The sequence below is a fragment of the Streptomyces sp. NPDC000348 genome (assembly GCF_042898795.1).
Classification (GTDB): Bacteria; Actinomycetota; Actinomycetes; order Streptomycetales; family Streptomycetaceae; genus Streptomyces.
Genome location: NZ_JBIAZD010000003.1, coordinates 318748 through 338017, shown reverse-complemented (window position 1 = coordinate 338017; position 19270 = coordinate 318748). Strand labels below are relative to the sequence as shown.

At 72.9% G+C, this 19270-nt stretch carries 18 protein-coding genes; 8 read left to right on the top strand and 10 right to left on the bottom strand.

The window, feature by feature from the left end; translation table 11 throughout:
- Positions 1 to 35 precede the first annotated feature (35 nt).
- The 4 genes from ACFY3N_RS08410 to ACFY3N_RS08395 all read right to left on the bottom strand — a co-directional run bounded on the left by ACFY3N_RS08410 (position 36) and on the right by ACFY3N_RS08395 (position 3964).
- Positions 36 to 1148: a sensor histidine kinase gene (locus tag ACFY3N_RS08410; protein WP_390815834.1), complete on the bottom strand. Its 1113-nt coding sequence runs from the start codon at positions 1146 to 1148 to the stop codon at positions 36 to 38.
- Entirely contained in the window at positions 1141 to 1893 is a 753-nt protein-coding gene (locus tag ACFY3N_RS08405) for a response regulator transcription factor (RefSeq protein ID WP_390815833.1), read from the bottom strand. The genes ACFY3N_RS08410 and ACFY3N_RS08405 overlap by 8 nt, the downstream gene beginning before the upstream one ends.
- Positions 1894 to 2036: 143 nt before the next feature.
- Positions 2037 to 3356: a phosphatase PAP2 family protein gene (locus tag ACFY3N_RS08400; protein WP_390816062.1), complete on the bottom strand. Its 1320-nt coding sequence runs from the start codon at positions 3354 to 3356 to the stop codon at positions 2037 to 2039.
- A gap of 173 nt (positions 3357 to 3529) precedes the next feature.
- Positions 3530 to 3964 carry a VOC family protein gene (locus tag ACFY3N_RS08395; RefSeq protein ID WP_390815832.1) on the bottom strand — a complete coding sequence of 145 codons (435 nt, stop codon included), beginning with the start codon at positions 3962 to 3964 and terminating at the stop codon, positions 3530 to 3532.
- Between the two features lie 196 nt (positions 3965 to 4160).
- Between ACFY3N_RS08395 and ACFY3N_RS08390 the strand changes: the two genes are divergently transcribed.
- On the top strand, positions 4161 to 4934 hold the full coding sequence (locus tag ACFY3N_RS08390; RefSeq protein ID WP_390815831.1) for a polysaccharide deacetylase family protein: 774 nt from the start codon (positions 4161 to 4163) through the stop codon (positions 4932 to 4934).
- Between the two features lie 85 nt (positions 4935 to 5019).
- Here the strand turns inward: ACFY3N_RS08390 and ACFY3N_RS08385 are convergent, their stop codons facing one another.
- Positions 5020 to 5529, bottom strand: coding sequence for an inclusion body family protein (locus ACFY3N_RS08385; RefSeq protein WP_390815830.1), 510 nt, complete (start codon positions 5527 to 5529; stop codon positions 5020 to 5022).
- Positions 5530 to 6537: 1008 nt separating this feature from the next.
- Between ACFY3N_RS08385 and ACFY3N_RS08380 the strand changes: the two genes are divergently transcribed.
- The 3 genes from ACFY3N_RS08380 to ACFY3N_RS08370 all read left to right on the top strand — a co-directional run bounded on the left by ACFY3N_RS08380 (position 6538) and on the right by ACFY3N_RS08370 (position 9675).
- Positions 6538 to 6741: a cold-shock protein gene (locus ACFY3N_RS08380; RefSeq protein ID WP_020113641.1), complete on the top strand. Its 204-nt coding sequence runs from the start codon at positions 6538 to 6540 to the stop codon at positions 6739 to 6741.
- A gap of 224 nt (positions 6742 to 6965) precedes the next feature.
- A complete protein-coding gene (locus ACFY3N_RS08375) occupies positions 6966 to 8534 on the top strand; it encodes a DEAD/DEAH box helicase (RefSeq protein WP_390815829.1) in 1569 nt (522 codons plus the stop codon).
- A 790-nt stretch (positions 8535 to 9324) separates the two neighbouring features.
- Positions 9325 to 9675 carry a MerR family transcriptional regulator gene (locus tag ACFY3N_RS08370; protein ID WP_390815828.1) on the top strand — a complete coding sequence of 117 codons (351 nt, stop codon included), beginning with the start codon at positions 9325 to 9327 and terminating at the stop codon, positions 9673 to 9675.
- Positions 9676 to 9711: 36 nt separating this feature from the next.
- On the opposite strand, the gene ACFY3N_RS08365 is transcribed toward ACFY3N_RS08370, so the two are convergent.
- Complete coding sequence (locus ACFY3N_RS08365) at positions 9712 to 10911, bottom strand: NAD(P)/FAD-dependent oxidoreductase (protein ID WP_390815827.1); 1200 nt, start codon at positions 10909 to 10911, stop codon at positions 9712 to 9714.
- 99 nt (positions 10912 to 11010) lie between these two features.
- Positions 11011 to 11955 carry an RNA polymerase sigma factor SigJ gene (sigJ, locus tag ACFY3N_RS08360; RefSeq protein WP_390815826.1) on the bottom strand — a complete coding sequence of 315 codons (945 nt, stop codon included), beginning with the start codon at positions 11953 to 11955 and terminating at the stop codon, positions 11011 to 11013.
- Positions 11956 to 12085: 130 nt separating this feature from the next.
- Between sigJ and ACFY3N_RS08355 the strand changes: the two genes are divergently transcribed.
- Together ACFY3N_RS08355 and ACFY3N_RS08350 are read left to right on the top strand one after the other, a co-directional pair.
- Positions 12086 to 13291 carry an acyltransferase family protein gene (locus tag ACFY3N_RS08355; protein WP_390815825.1) on the top strand — a complete coding sequence of 402 codons (1206 nt, stop codon included), beginning with the start codon at positions 12086 to 12088 and terminating at the stop codon, positions 13289 to 13291.
- A 217-nt stretch (positions 13292 to 13508) separates the two neighbouring features.
- Positions 13509 to 15086 carry a carbohydrate-binding protein gene (locus ACFY3N_RS08350; protein ID WP_390815824.1) on the top strand — a complete coding sequence of 526 codons (1578 nt, stop codon included), beginning with the start codon at positions 13509 to 13511 and terminating at the stop codon, positions 15084 to 15086.
- Between the two features lie 70 nt (positions 15087 to 15156).
- On the opposite strand, the gene ACFY3N_RS08345 is transcribed toward ACFY3N_RS08350, so the two are convergent.
- Positions 15157 to 16302, bottom strand: coding sequence for a sugar ABC transporter substrate-binding protein (locus ACFY3N_RS08345; protein WP_390815823.1), 1146 nt, complete (start codon positions 16300 to 16302; stop codon positions 15157 to 15159).
- A gap of 435 nt (positions 16303 to 16737) precedes the next feature.
- Here ACFY3N_RS08345 and ACFY3N_RS08340 point away from each other — a divergent pair, with 435 nt between their 5' ends.
- On the top strand, positions 16738 to 17061 hold the full coding sequence (locus ACFY3N_RS08340; protein ID WP_390815822.1) for an antibiotic biosynthesis monooxygenase family protein: 324 nt from the start codon (positions 16738 to 16740) through the stop codon (positions 17059 to 17061).
- Between the two features lie 369 nt (positions 17062 to 17430).
- On the opposite strand, the gene ACFY3N_RS08335 is transcribed toward ACFY3N_RS08340, so the two are convergent.
- A complete protein-coding gene (locus ACFY3N_RS08335) occupies positions 17431 to 17634 on the bottom strand; it encodes a cold-shock protein (protein ID WP_003969786.1) in 204 nt (67 codons plus the stop codon).
- Positions 17635 to 17875: 241 nt separating this feature from the next.
- Positions 17876 to 18256 (bottom strand): MerR family transcriptional regulator, encoded by a 381-nt coding sequence (locus tag ACFY3N_RS08330; protein ID WP_390815821.1) that lies wholly within the window; start codon positions 18254 to 18256, stop codon positions 17876 to 17878.
- A 642-nt stretch (positions 18257 to 18898) separates the two neighbouring features.
- Here ACFY3N_RS08330 and ACFY3N_RS08325 point away from each other — a divergent pair.
- Complete coding sequence (locus tag ACFY3N_RS08325) at positions 18899 to 19270, top strand: DUF6479 family protein (RefSeq protein ID WP_390815820.1); 372 nt, start codon at positions 18899 to 18901, stop codon at positions 19268 to 19270.

Genomic DNA, 19270 nt, shown 5'->3' with positions numbered 1-19270 from the left:
TGACGAAACCCTTACGTCCGCCGGCGCCGCCCCGGTCAGGGAGCGGCGGCGGGCAGCAGCACCTCGAAGCGGCAGCCGCCGGGGATGTTGCGTACGGTGGCCCGCCCCCGGTGCGCCTCGACGATGCCCCGGACGATGGCGAGGCCCAGGCCCGCGCCCGCCGGGGGCGTCCGGGCGTGCGTGCCGCGCCAGCCGGTGTCGAAGACCCGCGACAGGTCCTCCTCGGGGATGCCACCACAGCCGTCCGTCACCGACAGCAGCACGCCCTCGGGGAAACGCTCCACCGCGACCGCGACCGTACCGTCGGCCGGTGTCCGGCGGATGGCGTTGACCAGCAGGTTGCCCAGAACCCGGCTCATCTCCTTGCCGTCCACCTCCACCGGCACCGGCTCGATCCGGTTCCCCACCAGCCGCACCCCGTGTTCCCGGGCGAGCGGGTCGGCGCCCGTCAGCGCTTCGTCGACCAGGTCGTAGAGGGAGATCCGGGCGGGGGCGAGGGGCAGGGTGCCGGCGTGGATGCGGGAGAGCTCGAAGAGGTCGCCGACCATGCCGTTGAGGCGTTCGACCTCGGTGCGGATCTGCTTGAGGTAGCGGTCGGGGTCGGCGGCGACACCGTCCTCCAGGGCCTCCGCCATGGCGCGCAGGCCGGCCAGTGGGGTGCGCAGGTCGTGCGAGATCCAGGCGACGAGTTCGCGCCGGGAGGTCTCCAGGGCGCGCTCCCGCTCGCGGGACTCGGAGAGCCTGGCGCTTGTGGCGGCCAACTCCCTGCTCAGTTCGCCCAGTTCGGCGGTGGTCGGGCCGTGGGGGACGGTGAAGTCGCCGCCGTCGCCGAAGGAGCGTGCGGCCAGGGCGAGTTCGCGGCTGCGGGCCACGACCCAGCGGCCCAGCAGCAGCGCGGTGGCCAGGGAGACGACGGCCGCCATGGCGACGACGGTCGTGACGACGGTCAGGTCGTGCGGCGAGAGGAACATCGCCCGGGCGACGGCGAGCGTGCCCGCGAGCATCGCGACGATCCCGACCGCCGCGACCACGGTGAGCGAGGCGGTGAGCGAGCGGCGCCGGATCAGACGCAGGACGCCCGCCCCGATCAGGCCGGTGGCGACGGCCCCGGCGAAGGCGTACAGGGCGATGAGAAGCGCCTCACCCACGGTCGGCCCCTCCCCCCGCGGCCTGTCCGGCGGGGTCGAAGCGGTAGCCCACGCCCCACACGGTCCGGATCAGACGTGGCCGGGCCGGGTCGTCCTCGACCTTGCCGCGCAGGCGGCGGACGTGGACCGTGACGGTCGACAGGTCGCCGAAGTCCCACCCCCACACCTCGCGCATCAGGTCCTCACGGCCGCAGGCCCGCCCCGGGTGGCGCAGGAAGAAGGAGAGCAGGTCGAACTCCCGCAGGGTGAGCGAGAGTTCGGCACCGTTCTTGGTGGCCCGGCGGGCCACCGGGTCGACGGTCAGACCGGCCGCCTCCAGCCGGTTCCCGTGGACGACGGGCCTGCTGCGGCGCAGCACCGACTCCACGCGCAGCACCAGTTCACGGGGGCTGAAGGGTTTGGTGACATAGTCGTCGGCGCCGACCTCCAGGCCAAGGATGCGGTCGTCCTCGTCACCGCGCGCGGTGAGCATGATGACCGGCACCGGGCCGTGACCGCGGATCCTCCGGCACACCTCCAGACCGTCCATACCGGGCAGCATCAGGTCGAGCACGACCAGGTCCGGCGGGTGCGCGGCGGCGCGGGCGAGGGCCGTCGGGCCGTCGTCGGCGCGGTCGACGAGGTGACCGGCGCGCTCCAGGTATCCGGCGACGACCTCGGCGACGGTCGGGTCGTCGTCGACGACCAGGACCCGGGAGGACCTCTCGGCGGCTTGCGCCCCCGGGGATTCGTGCGGCTGCTGCATGCCCCAAGCCTCGCACCGGACCGCCGCCCGGGCCCCGCCCGAGCACCGTCCCGGCCCCGACGTCCGCGTTCCGTAAGGAGTGGCGGGCGGCCGCCGGCGGGGCGGTCTCCCGGCCCCGCCCCGGCGACCGGACGCGGGACGGCTCAGATCGGTTCGGGCTGTGGTGCGGGGTGCCGTGCCGGTGCGGTCCTCGGCTCCCACAGCGCGGTGGTCCGCACGTAGCCGTACACCACCGAGGCCGTCGCCAGCAGGAGCAGGGGGCCGGCCACCCACGGGTGTTGGGCCATCTCCAGGGGCAGCCAGCGGTAGGACAGCAGGAACGCGGCGAAGACCGCGGTGCCGTGGGCGACCAGCAGGACGCCCGAACGGTCCCAGCCGCGGTCGTACGCGCGCAGGGCCGCCTCGATCGTGAGCGTGAAGACCACGCCGGCGATGAGGTCCGCGCCGTAGTGGTAGCCGAATCCCAGCGTCGCGCAGAGCGTGGCGATCAGCCAGAACGTTCCTGCGAACCGCAGCGTCCGCGGGCCCTTGCGGGAGTGGATGAAGATCGCGGTCGCCCACGCCGTGTGCAGGCTGGGCATGCAGTTGCGCGGGGTGATCCCGTCGAACGGCATGGGGTGCGGGGTGCCGACCGGGGGCGGCGTCCCGGGCCACAGGTCGGCCACGGCCCAGGGCGCGCTGGGCGGCATGTCCGGCGCCCACAGGCTGACCGCCGACCAGTGCTCGGCGCCCGTGCCGTAGGCGAAGACCGGGCCGACCACCGGGAAGATCATGTAGAAGGCCGGTCCGACGAGGCCGATGACCAGGAACGTGCGCACCAGGTGGTGGCGCGGGAAGCGGCGCTCGACCGCCACGTGGCGCAGCTGGTACAGCGCGGCGACGACCGCGGCCACCGCGAGGTTGCCGTAGACGAAGTCGAGGAAGTTGAAGCCGACGGGGCCGGTGGCCGTCACGATCCGGCCCGCCAGCCACGACGGATCGCCCAGCGCGTGGTCGGCGGTGGCCACGTACTGGTCGAGCACCGTCGGGCGGGTCTTCGAGGTGATGAGCAGCCAGGTGTCGCCGGTCTTGCGGCCGGCCATCAGGAGCAGGGCCAGGCCGGCGCCCTTCAGCAGCAGGACGCGTTCCCGGCCGGTGCGGCGGGTGACGGCGACGACCGCGCTGCCGAGGATCACCCACAGGGCGCCGTTGCCGAAGGGGTGGCCGCCGGCCGTGTCGGCGTCGACCGCCCACCGGACCACCAGGAAAGCGAGGTCGATGCCGATCGCCGCGCCCACCGCGACGCATCGTTCCCGCCAGGTGAGCACCACCGTCGTCAACGCCAGGGCGGCGTACAGCAGGCCGCCCGACTTGGGGGCGTACAGCACCTCCCGCGTCTGGAGGGTGATCGGCCCCGGCGTGCCGTGGCGACGCGCGGCGAACTCCAGTGCGACGAGAAATCCGAGGGTCACCACGGCGGCCAGGGCCCAGAGGACCGCCCGGGGCCGGTGCCGGGTCGAGGGCGCGGTTCTTTCGCGTATACGCGGAAAGTCCCGCGATCGTATGTGTCTCAACTTCTGTCAGCCTTCACAAGGAACAGCGGGTCGGAGGCAAGACGGAAGGAGAGCAGTCCGGGTTCCCGTCCGGGGAGCGGCCCTCAGTCGAGACAGAACTCGTTGCCCTCGACGTCCTGCATCGTGATGCACGACTCGTTGAAGCCGTCGGCGCGCAGGGTGCGCACGTGCACCGCGCCGAGCGCGACCAGCCGGGCGCACTCGGCCTCGAGCGCGGCGAGGCGTTCCTCCCCCACGAGCCCGGTGCCGACCCGTACGTCGAGGTGCACCCGGTTCTTGACGGTCTTGCCCTCGGGGACACGCTGGAAGAACAGGCGCGGGCCCGCGCCCGAGGGGTCGACGCAGGCGAACGCCGTGTTCCGACGCTCGGGCGGCAGCGAGCGGTCGAAGTCGTCCCATGTGGCGAAACCCTCCGGTGGCGGCGGTACGGCGTACCCCAGCACCTCGCACCAGAAACGGGCGACGCGCTCGGGCTCCGCGCAGTCGAAGGTGACCTGGAACTGTCTGATCGACGGCATCGGCCCACCATAGTGGCGTGTGCAGTTCAACGGCACCCCTGTTTTCACCGCCGGTACCCGTCGGGTTGTCCGCGAACTCCCCCGGGATTGTCCGTGATCGGTAACGGACGCATCCGGCGGGCGTCGTCCCCCGTCCTGTCATGTGGTCGCGAGGCGGCCGGGGACCGGTGGGGAACTACGCGAGGGCGGGGCGGACATGGCACGGCACGGTGGCGGGCGCGGCTGGTACGGCAAGGTGGTCGGGGCGGCGCTCGGGGTGACGGTGCTCGCCGTCGGCGCCTCGGTGTGGACCGCGCAGGCCGGCCCCGTGGACGGCGCGTCGCCGAAGACGACCGCGTCCGCCACGCCGGGCGGTGACGCCGCGCCGGTCGCGGAGTCCATCGTGCACGCCTCGGACCAGGGGCCGCGCGGCGTCAACGTCACCATCGACGACGGTCCCGACCCCGCCTGGACCCCTCAAGTGCTGGACGTGCTCGGCGAGTACGGGGTGAAGGCCACCTTCTGCATCACGGGGACGCAGGCGCAGGCCCACCCGGACCTCGTGAAGGAGGTGGTCGCCGCCGGGCACCGGCTGTGCGACCACTCCGTGTCGCACGACACCGCCATGGACAAGAAGTCCGAGGCCTACCAGGCGAAGGAGATCCTCGACGCCGAACGCATGATCATCGAGGCGTCCGGGGGCGTCCGGCCGATGTACTACCGGGCGCCCGGCGGCGCCTTCACCCCCTACAGCCGCAAGCTGGCCGCCTCCCACGGCATGCGCCCGCTGGGCTGGAACGTGGACACCAAGGACTTCGAGCGGCCCGGCACCGACGCCATCGTCGCCACCGTGGAGCGGGAGCTGCCCAACGGGCCGACGCTCCTCTTCCACGACGCGGGAGGCGACCGCTCCCAGACCGTCGAGGCCCTGCGCCGCGTCCTGCCCTCGCTCCAGGAGCAGGGCTACTCCTTCGGCTTCCCGGTGCGCTGACCCCCGCCGGTCCCTGTGCGCTGACCCCCGCCGGTCCCTCCGCGGCCACCACGCCGCGGAGGGACCGGTGTTCACCCGGGGGCCGTCAGGGCCGCTCGATGGTGATGAAGGGGTCCCACTGGAAGTACCCCCGCAGGTTGCGGTGGTGGTCCAGGATCTGGAAGAAGAAGTGGTACACGACCTTGCCGGTCCTCTTGACCGTCGTCCGCCAGTAGTGGTCCTCGTACTCCTGGGTCGTGAACGCCGGGCTGCCCTCGGTGCCCTCCTGCGGCATCGGGTAGACGCACTGGACCACCTCGATCTCCGGCGTCCTGATGAGCACGTGCTCGTTGTCGCTGCTCACGTACCGGTACAGGAGCGCCTTGTAGTCGCTGCCGAGCGAGAGCGTCGTCTCCCGCCACTTGACGCTGTCCCCGGGCTCGGCCCGGAGGTTCAGCTCGGCGCCCGACGTGCCGATGATGTGGTCCTGACGTGTCGTCATGTAGATCAGGCTCTCGTCGACGTAGGTCGGCGCGTCGGGGTTCCTCGACGCACCGGGGTACCGCTCGACGATCGTCGCCGCGTCGAACGCGATCATCACGTTGAGTTCGGCCATGTGCTGCCCCCTTCGGATCCGGTTCTCTCCCGGCACGCCGTCCCGGCGTGCCTCTTCGCTCCCGCCGGCCCGGGCGGCCCGGCGGGCGTTCACGGCGGGCTCCGGCGCCCGGTGCGCCGTCGCCCGCGGGTGGTCGCGCCCGTGCGGACGGACGCGGCGCGGACGGCGCTCTCCTGGGCGCCCCCGGGCCGGCCGGGTTCGAGGTCCTCGCCGTCCGGGCCGAGGAGAAGGCGTCCGCGGGCGGGCCGGAGACCGGTCCGCCGGCGCGCACGGGGGGCGGACCCCTCCCGTGGAAAGTCGGTCACAGCTTGCGATCGTAGAGATGGAGAAACGGTTTATCGATTTCCCCGGGAGACAAAGTCCAAAAAGCGCCGACCGCCCTGTCCGACGTGAATTCGACTTGCCCGGGCCATTCCCGTCGGACGGTGGATCCACCGGGGGCGGATGGGGCGGGGGAAGCGAAGCCGAATCGATAATTCACCGAGGGAGCACGGACGTCCCGGTGTCTCGATGACGGCGCTCCGGCCGGCTGGAGCGGGGCGGAAAGGGCACCGGAACGGCGGTTTTCCGCCCCGGCCGCCGACGCGGCGGCCGGGCACGACGGCGGCCGGGACCGCGCCGGCCCGGCGGATGTGACCTTCGTCGCGGCAGCGGGGGATCGGCGCGTTCGCCGTCGGGAGGTCCGCCGGCGGCGGTGACGTCGGCACCACCGCCGTCGGCAGAGCTCACCGGGGGCGCGGAGGGAAGCGCGCGGCAGGCGGCCCGCGCCCCACGGAGAGCGATATCTGTGTCCGCCGCATGAGAAAGAGGTGCGGGGCACCGTACGTATTCCCCGGCCGTCGGCCCGAACGGAATTATCGACCGTGCGGGGCCAATCACACCGTGCTACTGTCGTCACCAGTTGCAGGTGTGGTTGCCAGAAGGTTCATTTCCGACGGGTTAATCATCACGGCGACACGGAATTCACACAAGGTGAATTCCCGATACCGCCTCCGAAGGAGAAATGACATGGCTACCGGCACCGTGAAGTGGTTCAACGCGGAAAAGGGCTTCGGCTTCATCGAGCAGGACGGCGGCGGCCCCGACGTCTTCGCCCACTACTCGAACATCGCCGCCCAGGGCTTCCGCGAGCTGCAGGAAGGCCAGAAGGTGTCGTTCGACATCGCGCAGGGCCAGAAGGGCCCGACGGCCGAGAACATCGTCACCGCCTGACACCGGCGAGGACGCATACTTCGCAGCTGGGGCCCGCACCTCTGGGGTGCGGGCCCCGGCTCGCTGCGTTCCGGGGCGCGCGACGGGAAGGCTTCACCGACCGGTGACGCCCTCCCCGCCGGTCCGACGCCGCCCCCACCGAATCCGGCTCGTCTCGAGATTCTCTGCGCCGCTCATGTGCTGCGGGAATTCCTTGGTACGCGCCCTGTCAAGGAAGGTCCCGCATGAAGCGTGCCCGCACGTCCCGCACCCACGACCGTTCCGGAGGAGGCTCCGGCACGCCTCGCTCCGGCGCCCCCCGCTCCGGCGCCCCCCGCTCCGGTGGTCCGCGCCGTTCCAAGGGCCAGGGAAACCGCCAGGCCGGACAGGCCGTCCAGGGCGAGTTCGCACCGCCGAAGACGATCACGCCCGCGCTGCCCGCCGTCGAGTCGTTCGCCGATCTCGGCATGCCCGCACCCCTGCTGGCCACACTCGGCCGCGAAGGCGTGACCGTGCCGTTCCCGATCCAGGCGGCGACGTTGCCGAACTCCCTGGCCGGCCGTGACGTGCTCGGCCGCGGCCGCACGGGCTCGGGCAAGACCCTCGCCTTCGGCCTCGCCCTGCTGGCCCGCACCGCGGGGCGGCGGGCCGAGCCGCGGCGGCCGCTGGCCCTCGTCCTCGTCCCCACCCGCGAGCTCGCCCAGCAGGTCACCGACGCGCTCACCCCGTACGCCCGCTCCGTGGGCCTGCGGCCGACCACCGTCGTCGGCGGGATGTCCATCGGCAGACAGGCCGGTGCGCTGCGCACCGGGGCCGAGGTGGTCGTCGCGACGCCCGGACGGCTCAAGGACCTGATCGAGCGGGGCGACTGCCTGCTGGACGACGTCGGCATCACGGTCCTCGACGAGGCCGACCAGATGGCCGACATGGGCTTCATGCCCCAGGTCACCGCCCTGCTCGACCAGGTGCGCCCCGACGGGCAGCGGATGCTCTTCTCGGCCACCCTGGACCGCAACGTGGACCTCCTGGTCCGCCGCTATCTGACGGACCCGGTGGTCCACTCCGTCGACCCGTCGGCGGGCGCCGTCACCACGATGGAGCACCACATACTCCATGTGCACGACGCGGACAAGCACCGGACGACCACCGAGATCGCGGCGCGGGACGGCCGAGTGATCATGTTCCTCGACACCAAGCACGCGGTGAACCGGCTGACCAAGCACCTCCTGAACAGCGGTGTCCGCGCCGCCGCCCTGCACGGCGGCAAGTCCCAGCCGCAGCGCACGCGGACCCTGGCCCAGTTCAAGGACGGGGAGGTGACGGTGCTGGTGGCGACCAACGTCGCGGCGCGCGGGATCCACGTCGACAACCTCGACCTGGTCGTCAACGTGGACCCGCCCACCGACCACAAGGACTACCTGCACCGCGGCGGCCGTACGGCCCGCGCCGGGGAGTCCGGCAGCGTGGTCACCCTGGTGACCCCCGGCCAGCGCCGCGACATGGACCGGCTGATGGTGTCGGCGGGCATCAGCCCCCGGGTCACCCAGGTGCGGTCGGGCGAGGCGGAGCTGAGCCGCATCACGGGGGCCCAGGCCCCCTCCGGCGTCCCGGTCGTCATCCCCGCGCCGGCGGCGGCGGAACGCCCCCGCGCCGCGTCCTCCCCCTCCTCCTCCCGCAGCCGCCGGGGCCGCCGGGGCCGCGCCGGCCAGGGCCGGCCCGCCGGTGAAGAGGGGCGCCGCAGGACACAGCGGCGGCCCGACGCCGACCCGGCCGCCCGCGGCCGCTCCGGCCGCACGCCCGGCCCCCGCCAGTAGGAGACACCAGGACACCCGCTCGGACACGACACCCGGAGGCGGCCCCTCCCCCGGGGCCGTCTCCGGCGACGGGGCGACCGGAGCACGGGCCTGACGGCCCCGCCCGGCTCGCCGTTCTCCGCGGGAGCCCCGCCCCCGGACCGGATCCGGCTGGGGGAGCATCCTCGACGGACCGTTCACCTCGTCCGCACTCCGCTCCGGACGCCTCCGCACCACCAGGGGCGCCGCCTTCCGGGAGCGGTGAGGACGGACGGAGGACCGCCGCCCGGAGACACGAGGGCCCTGCCGACGCGCGTCGGCAGGGCCCTCGTCGTCGTGTCACCGCCCGGCCGCCCCCGGCGAGTGCTCCCCCGCCGTCGCGGACCACAGGATTCCTTCGTCACCCGTACGCCAAATTCTACTTTTGCCAGAGTAGACATTGGCGTGCAGCACGGTTAGCCTTCTTCTTGTTGAGACGGTCGAACGAGACCCGGCAGACACGAACTGGCGGGTAGCAGTACCGCAGCACCCGTTCGTCAAGTGTGTGGTTCGGAGAAAAGGACGGAGGAGCAGACGCCATCAGGATCGCCCGGCACCGGGAGACTTCCGGTCCGGGTACCGCAGGACCCCGGAACGGATGGTGGTCTTTGGTCACGCAACCGCGATCCCCGCACCCCCGCCCCTCTCGGGCCGGGTAGCGGAAAGAGAAGGTCGGCACAGCATGAGGGCCGACCGATGGTGTTGAATTTCCTTCGGGGCCCTGGTGCCGTACGGCATCAGGGCCCCTCGACGCGTTGTACAACGAGGTGACATGCCAGCAGAGACTCCACTCAGCGATCGTCTGGACGACGACGACTACCCCGCGTACACCATGGGCCGGGCCGCCGAGATGCTCGGCACCACCCCGGGGTTCCTCCGGGCCATCGGTGAGGCCCGTCTGATCACTCCGCTGCGTTCGGAGGGCGGACACCGCCGGTACTCCCGCTACCAGCTCCGGATCGCCGCCCGCGCCCGCGAGCTCGTCGACCGGGGGACCCCGATCGAGGCGGCCTGCCGCATCGTCATCCTCGAGGACCAGCTCGAGGAGGCCCAGCGCATCAACGCCGAGTACCGCCGCGCCGCGGGCGAGGCGTCCCGGGGCGCCGACGCCGGTCCGAGCTGACCCCGTGGGCGCGGGCGGCCGGCGTCCGGATGCGCGTCAGGCCGCCGCCCCGACCGCCGGGTCCGGGGCGGCCGGCTCGCGGAGCACGCCGCGGGCGCGGGTCGGGATGCCGAGGGTCGGGTTGGCCACGCCCCAGGCCGCGCCCTTGCAGACCAGCTCCTTGTAGAGGGCGGCGAGGCGTCCGGTCAGGGCCACGTCCACGGCGCGGTCGTCGGCGGTGACGTACTGGATCAGGCCCTCCTTGCGGCCCAGCGAGATGCACTGGTTGAAGTAGCGCGGCGTCACGCCGGGGAGCTTGCCGCCGGTCAGCCGGGCCGCGATGGCGTCGGCGGCCTGCCAGGCGGTGGGGACGCCCGAGGCGCACGACATCCGCAGCGGCTTGTCGCCGGGCCCCTGCACCAGGGCCGCGTCGCCGATGGCGTACACGTCCGGGTGCGAGAGGGAGCGCATGGTGCCGTCGACCACGATCCGGCCGGTGCCGTCGGTCTTCAGGGTGGTGGCGCCGGCGATCGGGTGGACGGCGAATCCGGTGGTCCACAGGGTGACCGCGGCCGGGAGGCAGCGGCCGTCGGCGGTGGTGACGCGGTCGGCCCCGACGGCGGTGACGGACGTCCGCTCGTGCACCGTGACACCGAGCCCGTCGAGGACCTTGCGCAGGTGCCGGCGGCCCCTGGGGGAGAGCCGGTCGCCGAGGGCGCCGCGGGCGGCGAGGGAGACATCGAGGTCCGGGCGGGACTCGGCGATCTCGGCCGCGGCCTCCAGACCGGTGAGTCCGCCGCCGACCACGACCACGGACCGCCCCGCGTCCAGACCGGCCAGGCGCTCGCGCAGGCGGAGGGCTCCGGGGCGGCTTGCGATCTCGTGGGCGTGTTCGGCGGCGCCGGGGACGCCCTGGGGGTCCCAGCCGCTGCCGAGGGCGTACACGAGGGTGTCGTAGGTCAGTTGTCCGGTTCCCCCGGCGGCATCGGTGACGGTGACCTTCCTGCGGTCGGCGTCCACGCCCGTCACCGTCGCCCGCACCGTTTCCACGCCGGTGCCCGCGAACATCTCGCGGAAGGGGCGGGGCCTGAGGTGCTGGCCCACCGCGAGCTGGTGCATCCGGACGCGCTCGACGAAGTCGGGCTCAGCGTTGACGAGGGTGATGGCGACGTCCTCGCGGCGCAGCCGCCTGGCCAGGCGGCCGGCGGCGACGGCTCCGGCGTATCCGGCTCCGAGGACGATGATGCGGTGCTGCATTTCCCTGCTCCTGTCGTCGGCCCTTCGGTGGGTCACCCCTTGAACCGGGCGGCCCGCCGATTCCTGACAGAAACGGATGTGGCGTGCGTCATATGAGGGTCAGAAGGCGACGAGCAGGGGGCCGCCGTGGTCCTCGGCCGCCCAGAGCCGGGTCGCGCGTTCCAGCTTGTCGGGGTTGGCCTGGTTGCGGATCGCGGTGATGCCCTCCGGGGTGACCGCGAAGCACATGACGCCGACGACCCGGCCGTCGAGGACCGCCACGAGGGCGGGGTCGCCGTTGGCGGTCGTGGCGTAGATGCCGGGCGAGCCGCCCACGAGGGCGCGCTTGGCCTTGCCCGGCTTGAACAGGCCCCGCATGAACGTCGCGACCGCGAGCGCGCCCTCGAGCGCCTTGGCGCGGGCCGGGACCTTTCCGCCGCCGTCGCCGACCGCGACGGCGTCCTGGGTGAGCAGCCGTACGAGCGGCTCGGTCCGGCCGCTGGTGGCGGCCGCGAGGAACTCGTCGACGACCCGCCGGGCGGCGGCCTCGTCGATCTCGGTGCGCGCCTTGCCCTGGGCGACGTGCTTCTTGGCCCGGTGGAAGATCTGCTGGCTGGCGGCCTCGGTGAGGTCGAGGATCGCGGCGATCTCCCGGTGCGGGTAGTCGAAGGCCTCCCGCAGCACGTAGACGGCCCGCTCATTGGGGGTGAGGCGTTCCAGCAGGGTGAGGACGGCGTACGAGACCGACTCGCGCTGTTCGGCGGTGTCGGCGGGGCCGAGCATCCGGTCGCCGGCCAGCAGCGGCTCGGGGAGCCATTCCCCCACGTAGGTCTCGCGCCGGGCGCGGGCCGAGGTGAGCTGGTTGAGGCACAGGTGGGTGAGCACCTTCGTCAGCCAGGCCTCGGGGACCTCGATGCGGGCGGTGTCGGCGGCCTGCCAGCGCAGGAACGTCTCCTGCACGGCGTCCTCGGCCTCGCTCGCGGAGCCGAGGAGGCGGTAGCCGATGGCCTCCAGCCGCGGCCGGAAGGCCTCGAACCGATCCACGTCCCGAACGCTCAGCGCCATGCCCCGGATCGTAGCCCCCGCCGGGGGGATCGGGGAGTCCGGACGGGTGCGCGCAGGCATGCGCCCGCGGTTTCCGGACAGGCGCACCGGGTTACCCCAGGTGGTCGGCAGACGGGAAGCGATCTCGTTCATGGCTCAGGAAGCGGGCTCGGCGACAGCGGAGGATCCGGGACGCGGCACGGGAAGGGCGGAGTCCCGCGGCTCCGGCAGACCGGCCCCGCCGACGGGGCGGGGCTTCCCGTCGGCGGTGGCGCGCAGCGGCCGGGTGGGCGGCCTGGACGGGCTGCGGACGGTGGCGGTCGCCCTGGTGCTCGCCTACCACGTGACGCCGGACGTGCTGCCGGGCGGCTCGGTCGCCGTGGACGTCTTCTTCACCCTCAGCGGCTTCGTCATCACCCGGCTGCTGCTCGCCGAGCACGCCCGCACCGGCGGCATCGCCCTGCTCCCCTTCTACCGGCGGCGCTGGCTGCGGCTCGTCCCCGCGCTGCTGGCCCTGTGCGCGGTCTGCGCGGCCTTGTCGGTGACCACCCCGCTGTGGGGTTTCGACGACTCCCTGCCGGCGGCGGGCCTGTCGGCGCTGTTCCTGGTCAACGTCGTACGGGCCGCGGAATCCGGGCCGTACGGCGACCTGATGGGGCCGCTCGCCCACACCTGGTCGCTGGGGGTGGAGGAGCAGTTCTACCTGCTCTGGCCGCTCGTGCTGCTGGGGCTGCTGCGGTACGCCCGGGCGCGCACGGTGCTGCTCTGCACGGCGGCCCTGTGCGCGCTGCCCGTGCTGTGGCGCTGCGCGCTGTGGCAGCCGGACGCGGCCCACCGCATCTACAACGGCACCGACACCCGCGCCGACCAGCTGCTGGCCGGCGCCCTCGTCGCCGTGGTCCTGGCGCGGCTGCGCGCCGACGATCCCCGGCTGGCCGTGCTGCGGGCCTGGGCGGGCCGGCTGGCCTGGCCGGCGCTGGGCCTGCTGGCGCTGGTGGCCTGGCGGATGCCGGTGACCGCCGACGCCGGCCCGTGGACGGCCGTCTGGTACACCGTCGGGTTCTTGTTCGTGGCGGTGCTCTCCGCCGTCCTGGTCGCGGCGCTCGAACTGCGCCCCGGCGGCGGCCTCTCCCGGATCCTCTCGCTCACGCCGCTGGCCTGGGTGGGCCGCAATCTGAGCTACGGCGTCTACCTGTGGCACTACCCCGTGGTACGGCTGCTGGCCTCCCTCGGCATGAAGGACGGACTCCTGCCGGCCACGGCCCTGCTGACCCTCCTGATGGCCCTGCTGTCGTACCACGCCGTCGAGGCGCCGTTCCTGCGCCGGGCCCGCGGGCCCGCGCCGGCCCGGGTCTGATCACCTGCCGCCGTCCGCCGGGGCGTCCGTCGGCACCGGTCCGTGCGGGGCGTGACGCCACCACCCGGTCGTTCATGAATGTGAATCTGATTCATCGTCAAGGCTATTGACGTGCTCACAGCAGGCCCCTACCGTCCCGGAAAGCGCTTTCTCCGTTCACGGACTCGAACTCACCGACGAGTTCCTCCCACCGGCCGACCGAACCTGGAGACGAACGATGCACTTGAGACCCGCCCTCGCCTGTGCCGGCCTGCTGGCCGGCGCGCTCGTCACGCTGTCCGGCAATCCCGCGCAGGCCGCGTCCGTCCGCTACGAGGCCGAGGGGTCCTCGGCGGTCTGCACCGGCGCCGTCGAGACCGAGTGGTCCGGATACTCCGGCAGCGGCTTCTGCAACGGGACCAACGGCACCGGCGGCTACGTCCAGTTCGCCGTGAGCGCCCCCGCCGCCGAGACGGCGACGCTCCGGGTGCGCTTCGCCAACGGCAGCGGCGGCGCACGGGCCGCGGACATCGTGGTGAACGGCAGCACGGTCGCGTCCGTCTCCTTCGAGGCCACCGGCGGCTGGACGGGCTGGACGACGAAGACGCTCACCGTGCCGGTGCGGTCGGGCGGCAACACCGTGCGGCTCAGCCCCACGTCGTCCGCCGGACTGCCCAACGTCGACTACATCGAGGTGGAGACGGGCGGCGGCACGACCACCCCGCCGCCCGCCTCCGCGCTCTACGTGGCGCCGGGCGGGAGCGCCGGCGCGTCCGGCACCCGGTCCGACCCGACGACGCTCGCCTCCGCGATCGACCGCGTCACCCCCGGCGGCACGATCTACCTGCGCGGCGGCACGTACCAGCACTCCCAGACGGTCACCATCCCCGCGGGCAACAACGGCACCCCGGGCGACCGCACGGAGCTCGCCGCCTACCCGGGCGAGACGCCCGTGCTGGACTTCTCCGCGCAGACCGAGAGTTCGTCGAACCGCGGGCTCGCCGTGAACGGGTCGTACTGGCACGTCAAGGGGATCGTCGTCGAACGCGCCGGGGACAACGGCATCTTCGTCGGCGGCAGCAACAACGTCCTCGAGCGCACGGTGACCCGCTACAACCGCGACACCGGGCTCCAGCTCTCGCGGACGGCCTCCGACACGCCCCGCGACCAGTGGCCCTCGAACAACCTCGTCCTGAGCGCGGAGTCGCACGACAACGCCGACTCCGACGGCGAGGACGCCGACGGCTTCGCCGCCAAGCTCACCTCCGGCCCCGGCAACGTCTTCCGTTACGCCGTCGCCCACAACAACATCGACGACGGCTGGGACCTCTACACCAAGGACGACACGGGCGCGATCGGCGCGGTCACCATCGAGGACTCCCTCGCCTACGGGAACGGCACCCTCAGCAACGGCGGCCAGGCCGGCAACGGCGACCGCAACGGCTACAAGCTCGGCGGCGAGGACATCGGGGTCGACCACGTCATCCGGCGCAGCATCGCCTACGACAACGGCAAGCACGGGTTCACGTACAACAGCAACCCGGGCTCGATGACCGTCTCCGACAACGTCAGCATCGACAACGCCGAGCGCAACTTCAACTTCGACGGCGGCAGTTCGGTGTTCCGCGACAACACCTCGTGCCGCAGCGGAAGCGGGTCCAACGACAGGACCATCGGCGACGCCGACGGCTCGAACCAGTTCTGGTCCGGCTCCAACGGCTCCCGGTGCGCCGGCTACTCCGGCGCGCTGGACTGGTCGTTCGCCGCGGACGGCCGCCTGGTCGTCGGCTTCGGCGGCACCACCGTGACGCCGTAGGCCGCGTGGCCGGCGGGCGGCCCCCCGGGTGTTCCCGGGGGGCCGCCCGCACCCTGCCTCCCCGGCCCTCCTACGACGTCAGGCCGATCCTCGCGCAGTCCGCCGCGTACGCCCCGGCACAGATGTCCTTGACGGTGTAGACGCCGTCCTGGACCACCGTGGCCTCGATGTTCTCCCTCGTGAGGGCGACCACCGGGACCAGCATCGCCGGGATGTCCCGGTGCGTCGGACTGTCGACCACGTCGCGCGCCAGGGCGTCGAACTGGATCGACCGCTCCTGCACCTTGGCCACCGCCATGTCCGCGGCCCCCGTCGCCTCCAGCAGGAACGACTTGTACACCGTCATGTACTGCGTGCCCGCCACGATCCGCCGCACCGCCGCCAGCTCGGCGTCCTGCCCGGTCACCGGCGGGAGGTCGGTGACACCCGCGTCCTCCAGCACCTCGATGACGGCGCCGGCCATGCCGTCGTTCGCCGAGTAGACGGCGGCGATGTCCCCGGCGCCGACCTCCTCCAGCGCCTCGCGCATGTTCTCCGCGGCGACCTCGGGCAGCCACTTCCTGGTGTCGTAGGACTTGGCGATGTCCACCTTGCCGTCCAGTTCGCCGAGCGCGCCCTTGCGGAACAGCGCCGTGTTCGGGTCGGTGGGCGCGCCGTGCATCATGACGACCTTGCTGTTCTCGGCGTTCTCGCCGAGCACGTTCACGAGGGCGCGGCCCTGCACCTGGCCGACGAGCTCGTTGTCGTGGGAGACGTACGCGTCGATCGGGCCCTCGGCGAGACGGTCGTAGGCGATGACGGGTATGTCCGCCTCCTTCGCCTTCTCCACGTCCGGCGCGACGGCCTTGGAGTCCACCGCGTCCACCACGATCACGTCGACCCCGTCGGCGATCAGCTTCCGGAACTGCTCGCTCTGCTTCTCCTTGCTGCCCTCGGCGTTGGCGTAGGCGACCCTGCCCTGCTTGTCGGTCAGGGACGAGACGCGGTCCTCGATGAGGGGGCGGTCGAACTTCTCGAAGCGCGCCGTGTCCCGGTCGGGCAGCAGCAGGCCCACGGTGATGTCGTAGCTCCTGCGGGGCGACGCGGAGTCGCCCTCGCCCACCGCGCCGACGACACCGCACGCGGTGAGCGACAGGGCCGACAGACCGGCGGTCAGGAGCAGGGCGGGGCGGCGGACGGAGGCGGAGCGGGCGCGGGGGGTGGTACGGGGGTTCACGTGGGGTGCCTTCCGGGCGAGTGCAGCAGGGCGACCATGCGACTGTGTCCGGTGCGGGGTGGTGCGCCGTGCGTGCTCACGGCACTCTCGCGAGCCGTGCGGGAAATGTGCGCAGGAGCGGCACACGGGCTGCACACGGCGGGCCGGGGCGTCGTCGGCGTGGCTGTGCCCTGCTCCGGACCGGTCGCCCCGGCGGGCGCCGGAGTCGGTACGCCCACCCGGGAAGACAGCGGATGGACTCCTGCCCCACGTGCCGCCGGCCTCTCGACGGCGCCCCGGTCCGCCCGGGCCCCGGTGCCTGCGCCCCGGCATCGCGCCCGCCGTCGTCGGCGGCCGCACCGTGCCCGGGCCGGCGACGGCCACCGCGCCCGGTGCCGTCGTCACTCCCCCCGCCCCGCCGCGTGCCCCGGGCCGGTCCTGCGGAACAATCGGGACATGAGCATCGTCAAGATCAACGTACTCACGGTCCCCGAGGAGCAGCGCGAGACGCTGGAGCGGCGGTTCGCCGCGCGGGCGGGAGCGGTGGAGGGTTCGGACGGGTTCGAGTGGTTCGAGTTGCTCCGTCCGGTGGAAGGCACCGACACCTACCTCGTCTACACCCGCTGGCGGAGCGAGGAGGACTTCCAGCGCTGGATGGCCGGCCGCGCCCAGGCCGCCCACGGCGGGGCCCCGGGCGAGGAGAAGCCCCGGCCGGCGGCCACGGACGCCACGCTGTGGTCCTTCGAGGTGGTCCAGCAGGCCGCGCCCCGGCAGGACTGACGCCGAAAAGCCCCCCGTTCGGGGGCGACGACCCGGGTGCGGGTGACGCGCCGGTCCCGGGGATCCGGCCCCGCGCGACGGGGCCGGCGCGGTCGGGTGTCCGGACGGGGCCGCCGCTCCGTCGCGCCGTGTTCACCCGGACCGCGCACACCGCGGTCACCCTTCCGGCGGCCGGCGCGGTGACCGGCGCGGCCGCGCGGATCGCGGTGGACGGGCCGCGGCGAAAGGGCCGCGGTCACACCGGTCCCGCGCGGAATGCGGGCGGAGGGGTCGGAAAGAGAACGGGAGAAGGCGGGAAAGGGTGGGAAAACGAAGAGCAGGGGCCCGCACCGAAGCGCGGACCCCTGCTCTTCAATACCTGCGTACAGGTCAGGCGGGGACGATGTTCTCCGCCTGCGGGCCCTTCTGGCCCTGGGTGACGTCGAAGCTCACCTTCTGGCCTTCCTGGAGCTCACGGAAGCCCGAGGTGGCGATGTTCGAGTAGTGGGCGAAGACGTCGGCGCCGCCGCCGTCCTGCTCGATGAAGCCGAAGCCCTTTTCCGAGTTGAACCACTTCACCGTACCGGTGGCCATGTCAATTCTCCTGAGACAGTGCGGGGACTCGCACTTTACGAATCCCTTCATCGTCGCGATGATCACCTGCCCGGAGACCCGGTAGCAAACTGGCAACCACAACTGCAACTGGCGTCAGCCTAGCACGGAGGATGTCAACGGCAAGCGAGGAAAATCACTGGAATAAAACACCGTTGAGGTGTTTAGGGAAAGAGATTTTGCTCGACGGGAGCGGAAATCCTGTTTCGGCCGGGACAGATTTTCACCGGCCTCCGTGGACCGCCCCCGCACCTCGCCGGCGCAGCTCCTCGTTGGCGTGTTCGGCCCGTTCCAGCTGGTCCTCGAGGCTCACGATGCGGCACGCGGCGTCGACCGGTGTGCCCTGGTCGACCAGCTCACGGGCCCGGGCGGCCAGTCTCAGCTGGTGGCGCGAGTAGCGGCGGTGGCCGCCCTCCGAGCGGGTCGGGGTGATCAGCCGCGCCTCGCCCAGGGCGCGGAGGAAAGCGGGTGTGGCTCCGACCAGTTCGGCGGCCCTGCCCATGGTGTAGGCCGGGAAGTGGTCGTCGTCGAGCCGGTCGGCGACGGGGGGCCGGTCCTGGTCCGGCTGCCGGCCGCCGGCGTACGGCTGACTCTCCGAGGGCATACGCACCTTTCCGCGGACCACGGTGGACACGGTCCGCCACGGGGACGGGTTCCCCACGGGGAACTCTAGTCGGCCCGGCGGAAAAACTGCCGTGGCGACGACAGATGTCCTGCGCCGGAATGCGTACGGCGGCTACGCCCCGTCCGGGTGAACGCGGTGCCGGCGATCGCCGGCCGCACCGGACTCACGGGCCCCGCCCCCGGCGCGGGCCCCCCGCCGGCCTCGACCGCCCCGGCCGGGAGCCGGGTGACGGGCACCTCCCTCGGCTCCGTGGCCGCCGGGGCTCCGTGGCCGCCGGGGCTCCGTGGCCGGCCGGCGGCCGCAGCGCCGTCCGCACCGCGGTCCCGGCGGAGCGGCCGGGACGGTGGGGCCCGTCCACCGGCGGGTATCGCCGTCCTGCGCACGGAGCGGGGAGCACTCCCCCGAGGGGATGCCGTCGCCGGCGGAACGGGCCCGCGGAGGCGGGGAGGCCGGGCCCGGGCCCCGAGCTGCACACGTGGGGACGCGACGGCCCGCCCCGGCCTCCCTCCGGCCGCAATCTGTCACGCCGCGGGGGCGGCCGCCCGCCGGGACGGGCCACGGGCGTGACAGGAACGGACATTCCAGGCGCTTTATCGCATTTCTTCGTCCATACTCGGAACCATGAACACGGCAACGTATGTGGTTCTGGCCTCCACCACGCACCGGTGGGCCGTCTTCGTGGCCTTCGTCGGCGGGCTGGTCGTGGCCGGTGCGCTGGTCTGGGCCGTCCGTGTCGGAATGCGGTACATGGACCACGAGGAGCACCGCCCCGCCGCGGAGGAGCAGCCGAGACTGCCGGACGGCGGCGCGGTCCGCGAGATGCGGGAGATACGGGAGCCGGACGAGATGCCGGACATGTCGAGGACCGGCTCACGGCTCATGCCCTACGAGCTCCACCACTCCGCGACCAGGACGTGCCCGGACCAGAAGCGCAAGCGCTGGATGCCCGGCTCCAGCGGCGCCTTCGGCAGCGGGGGCCCCGGGCACGTGTGA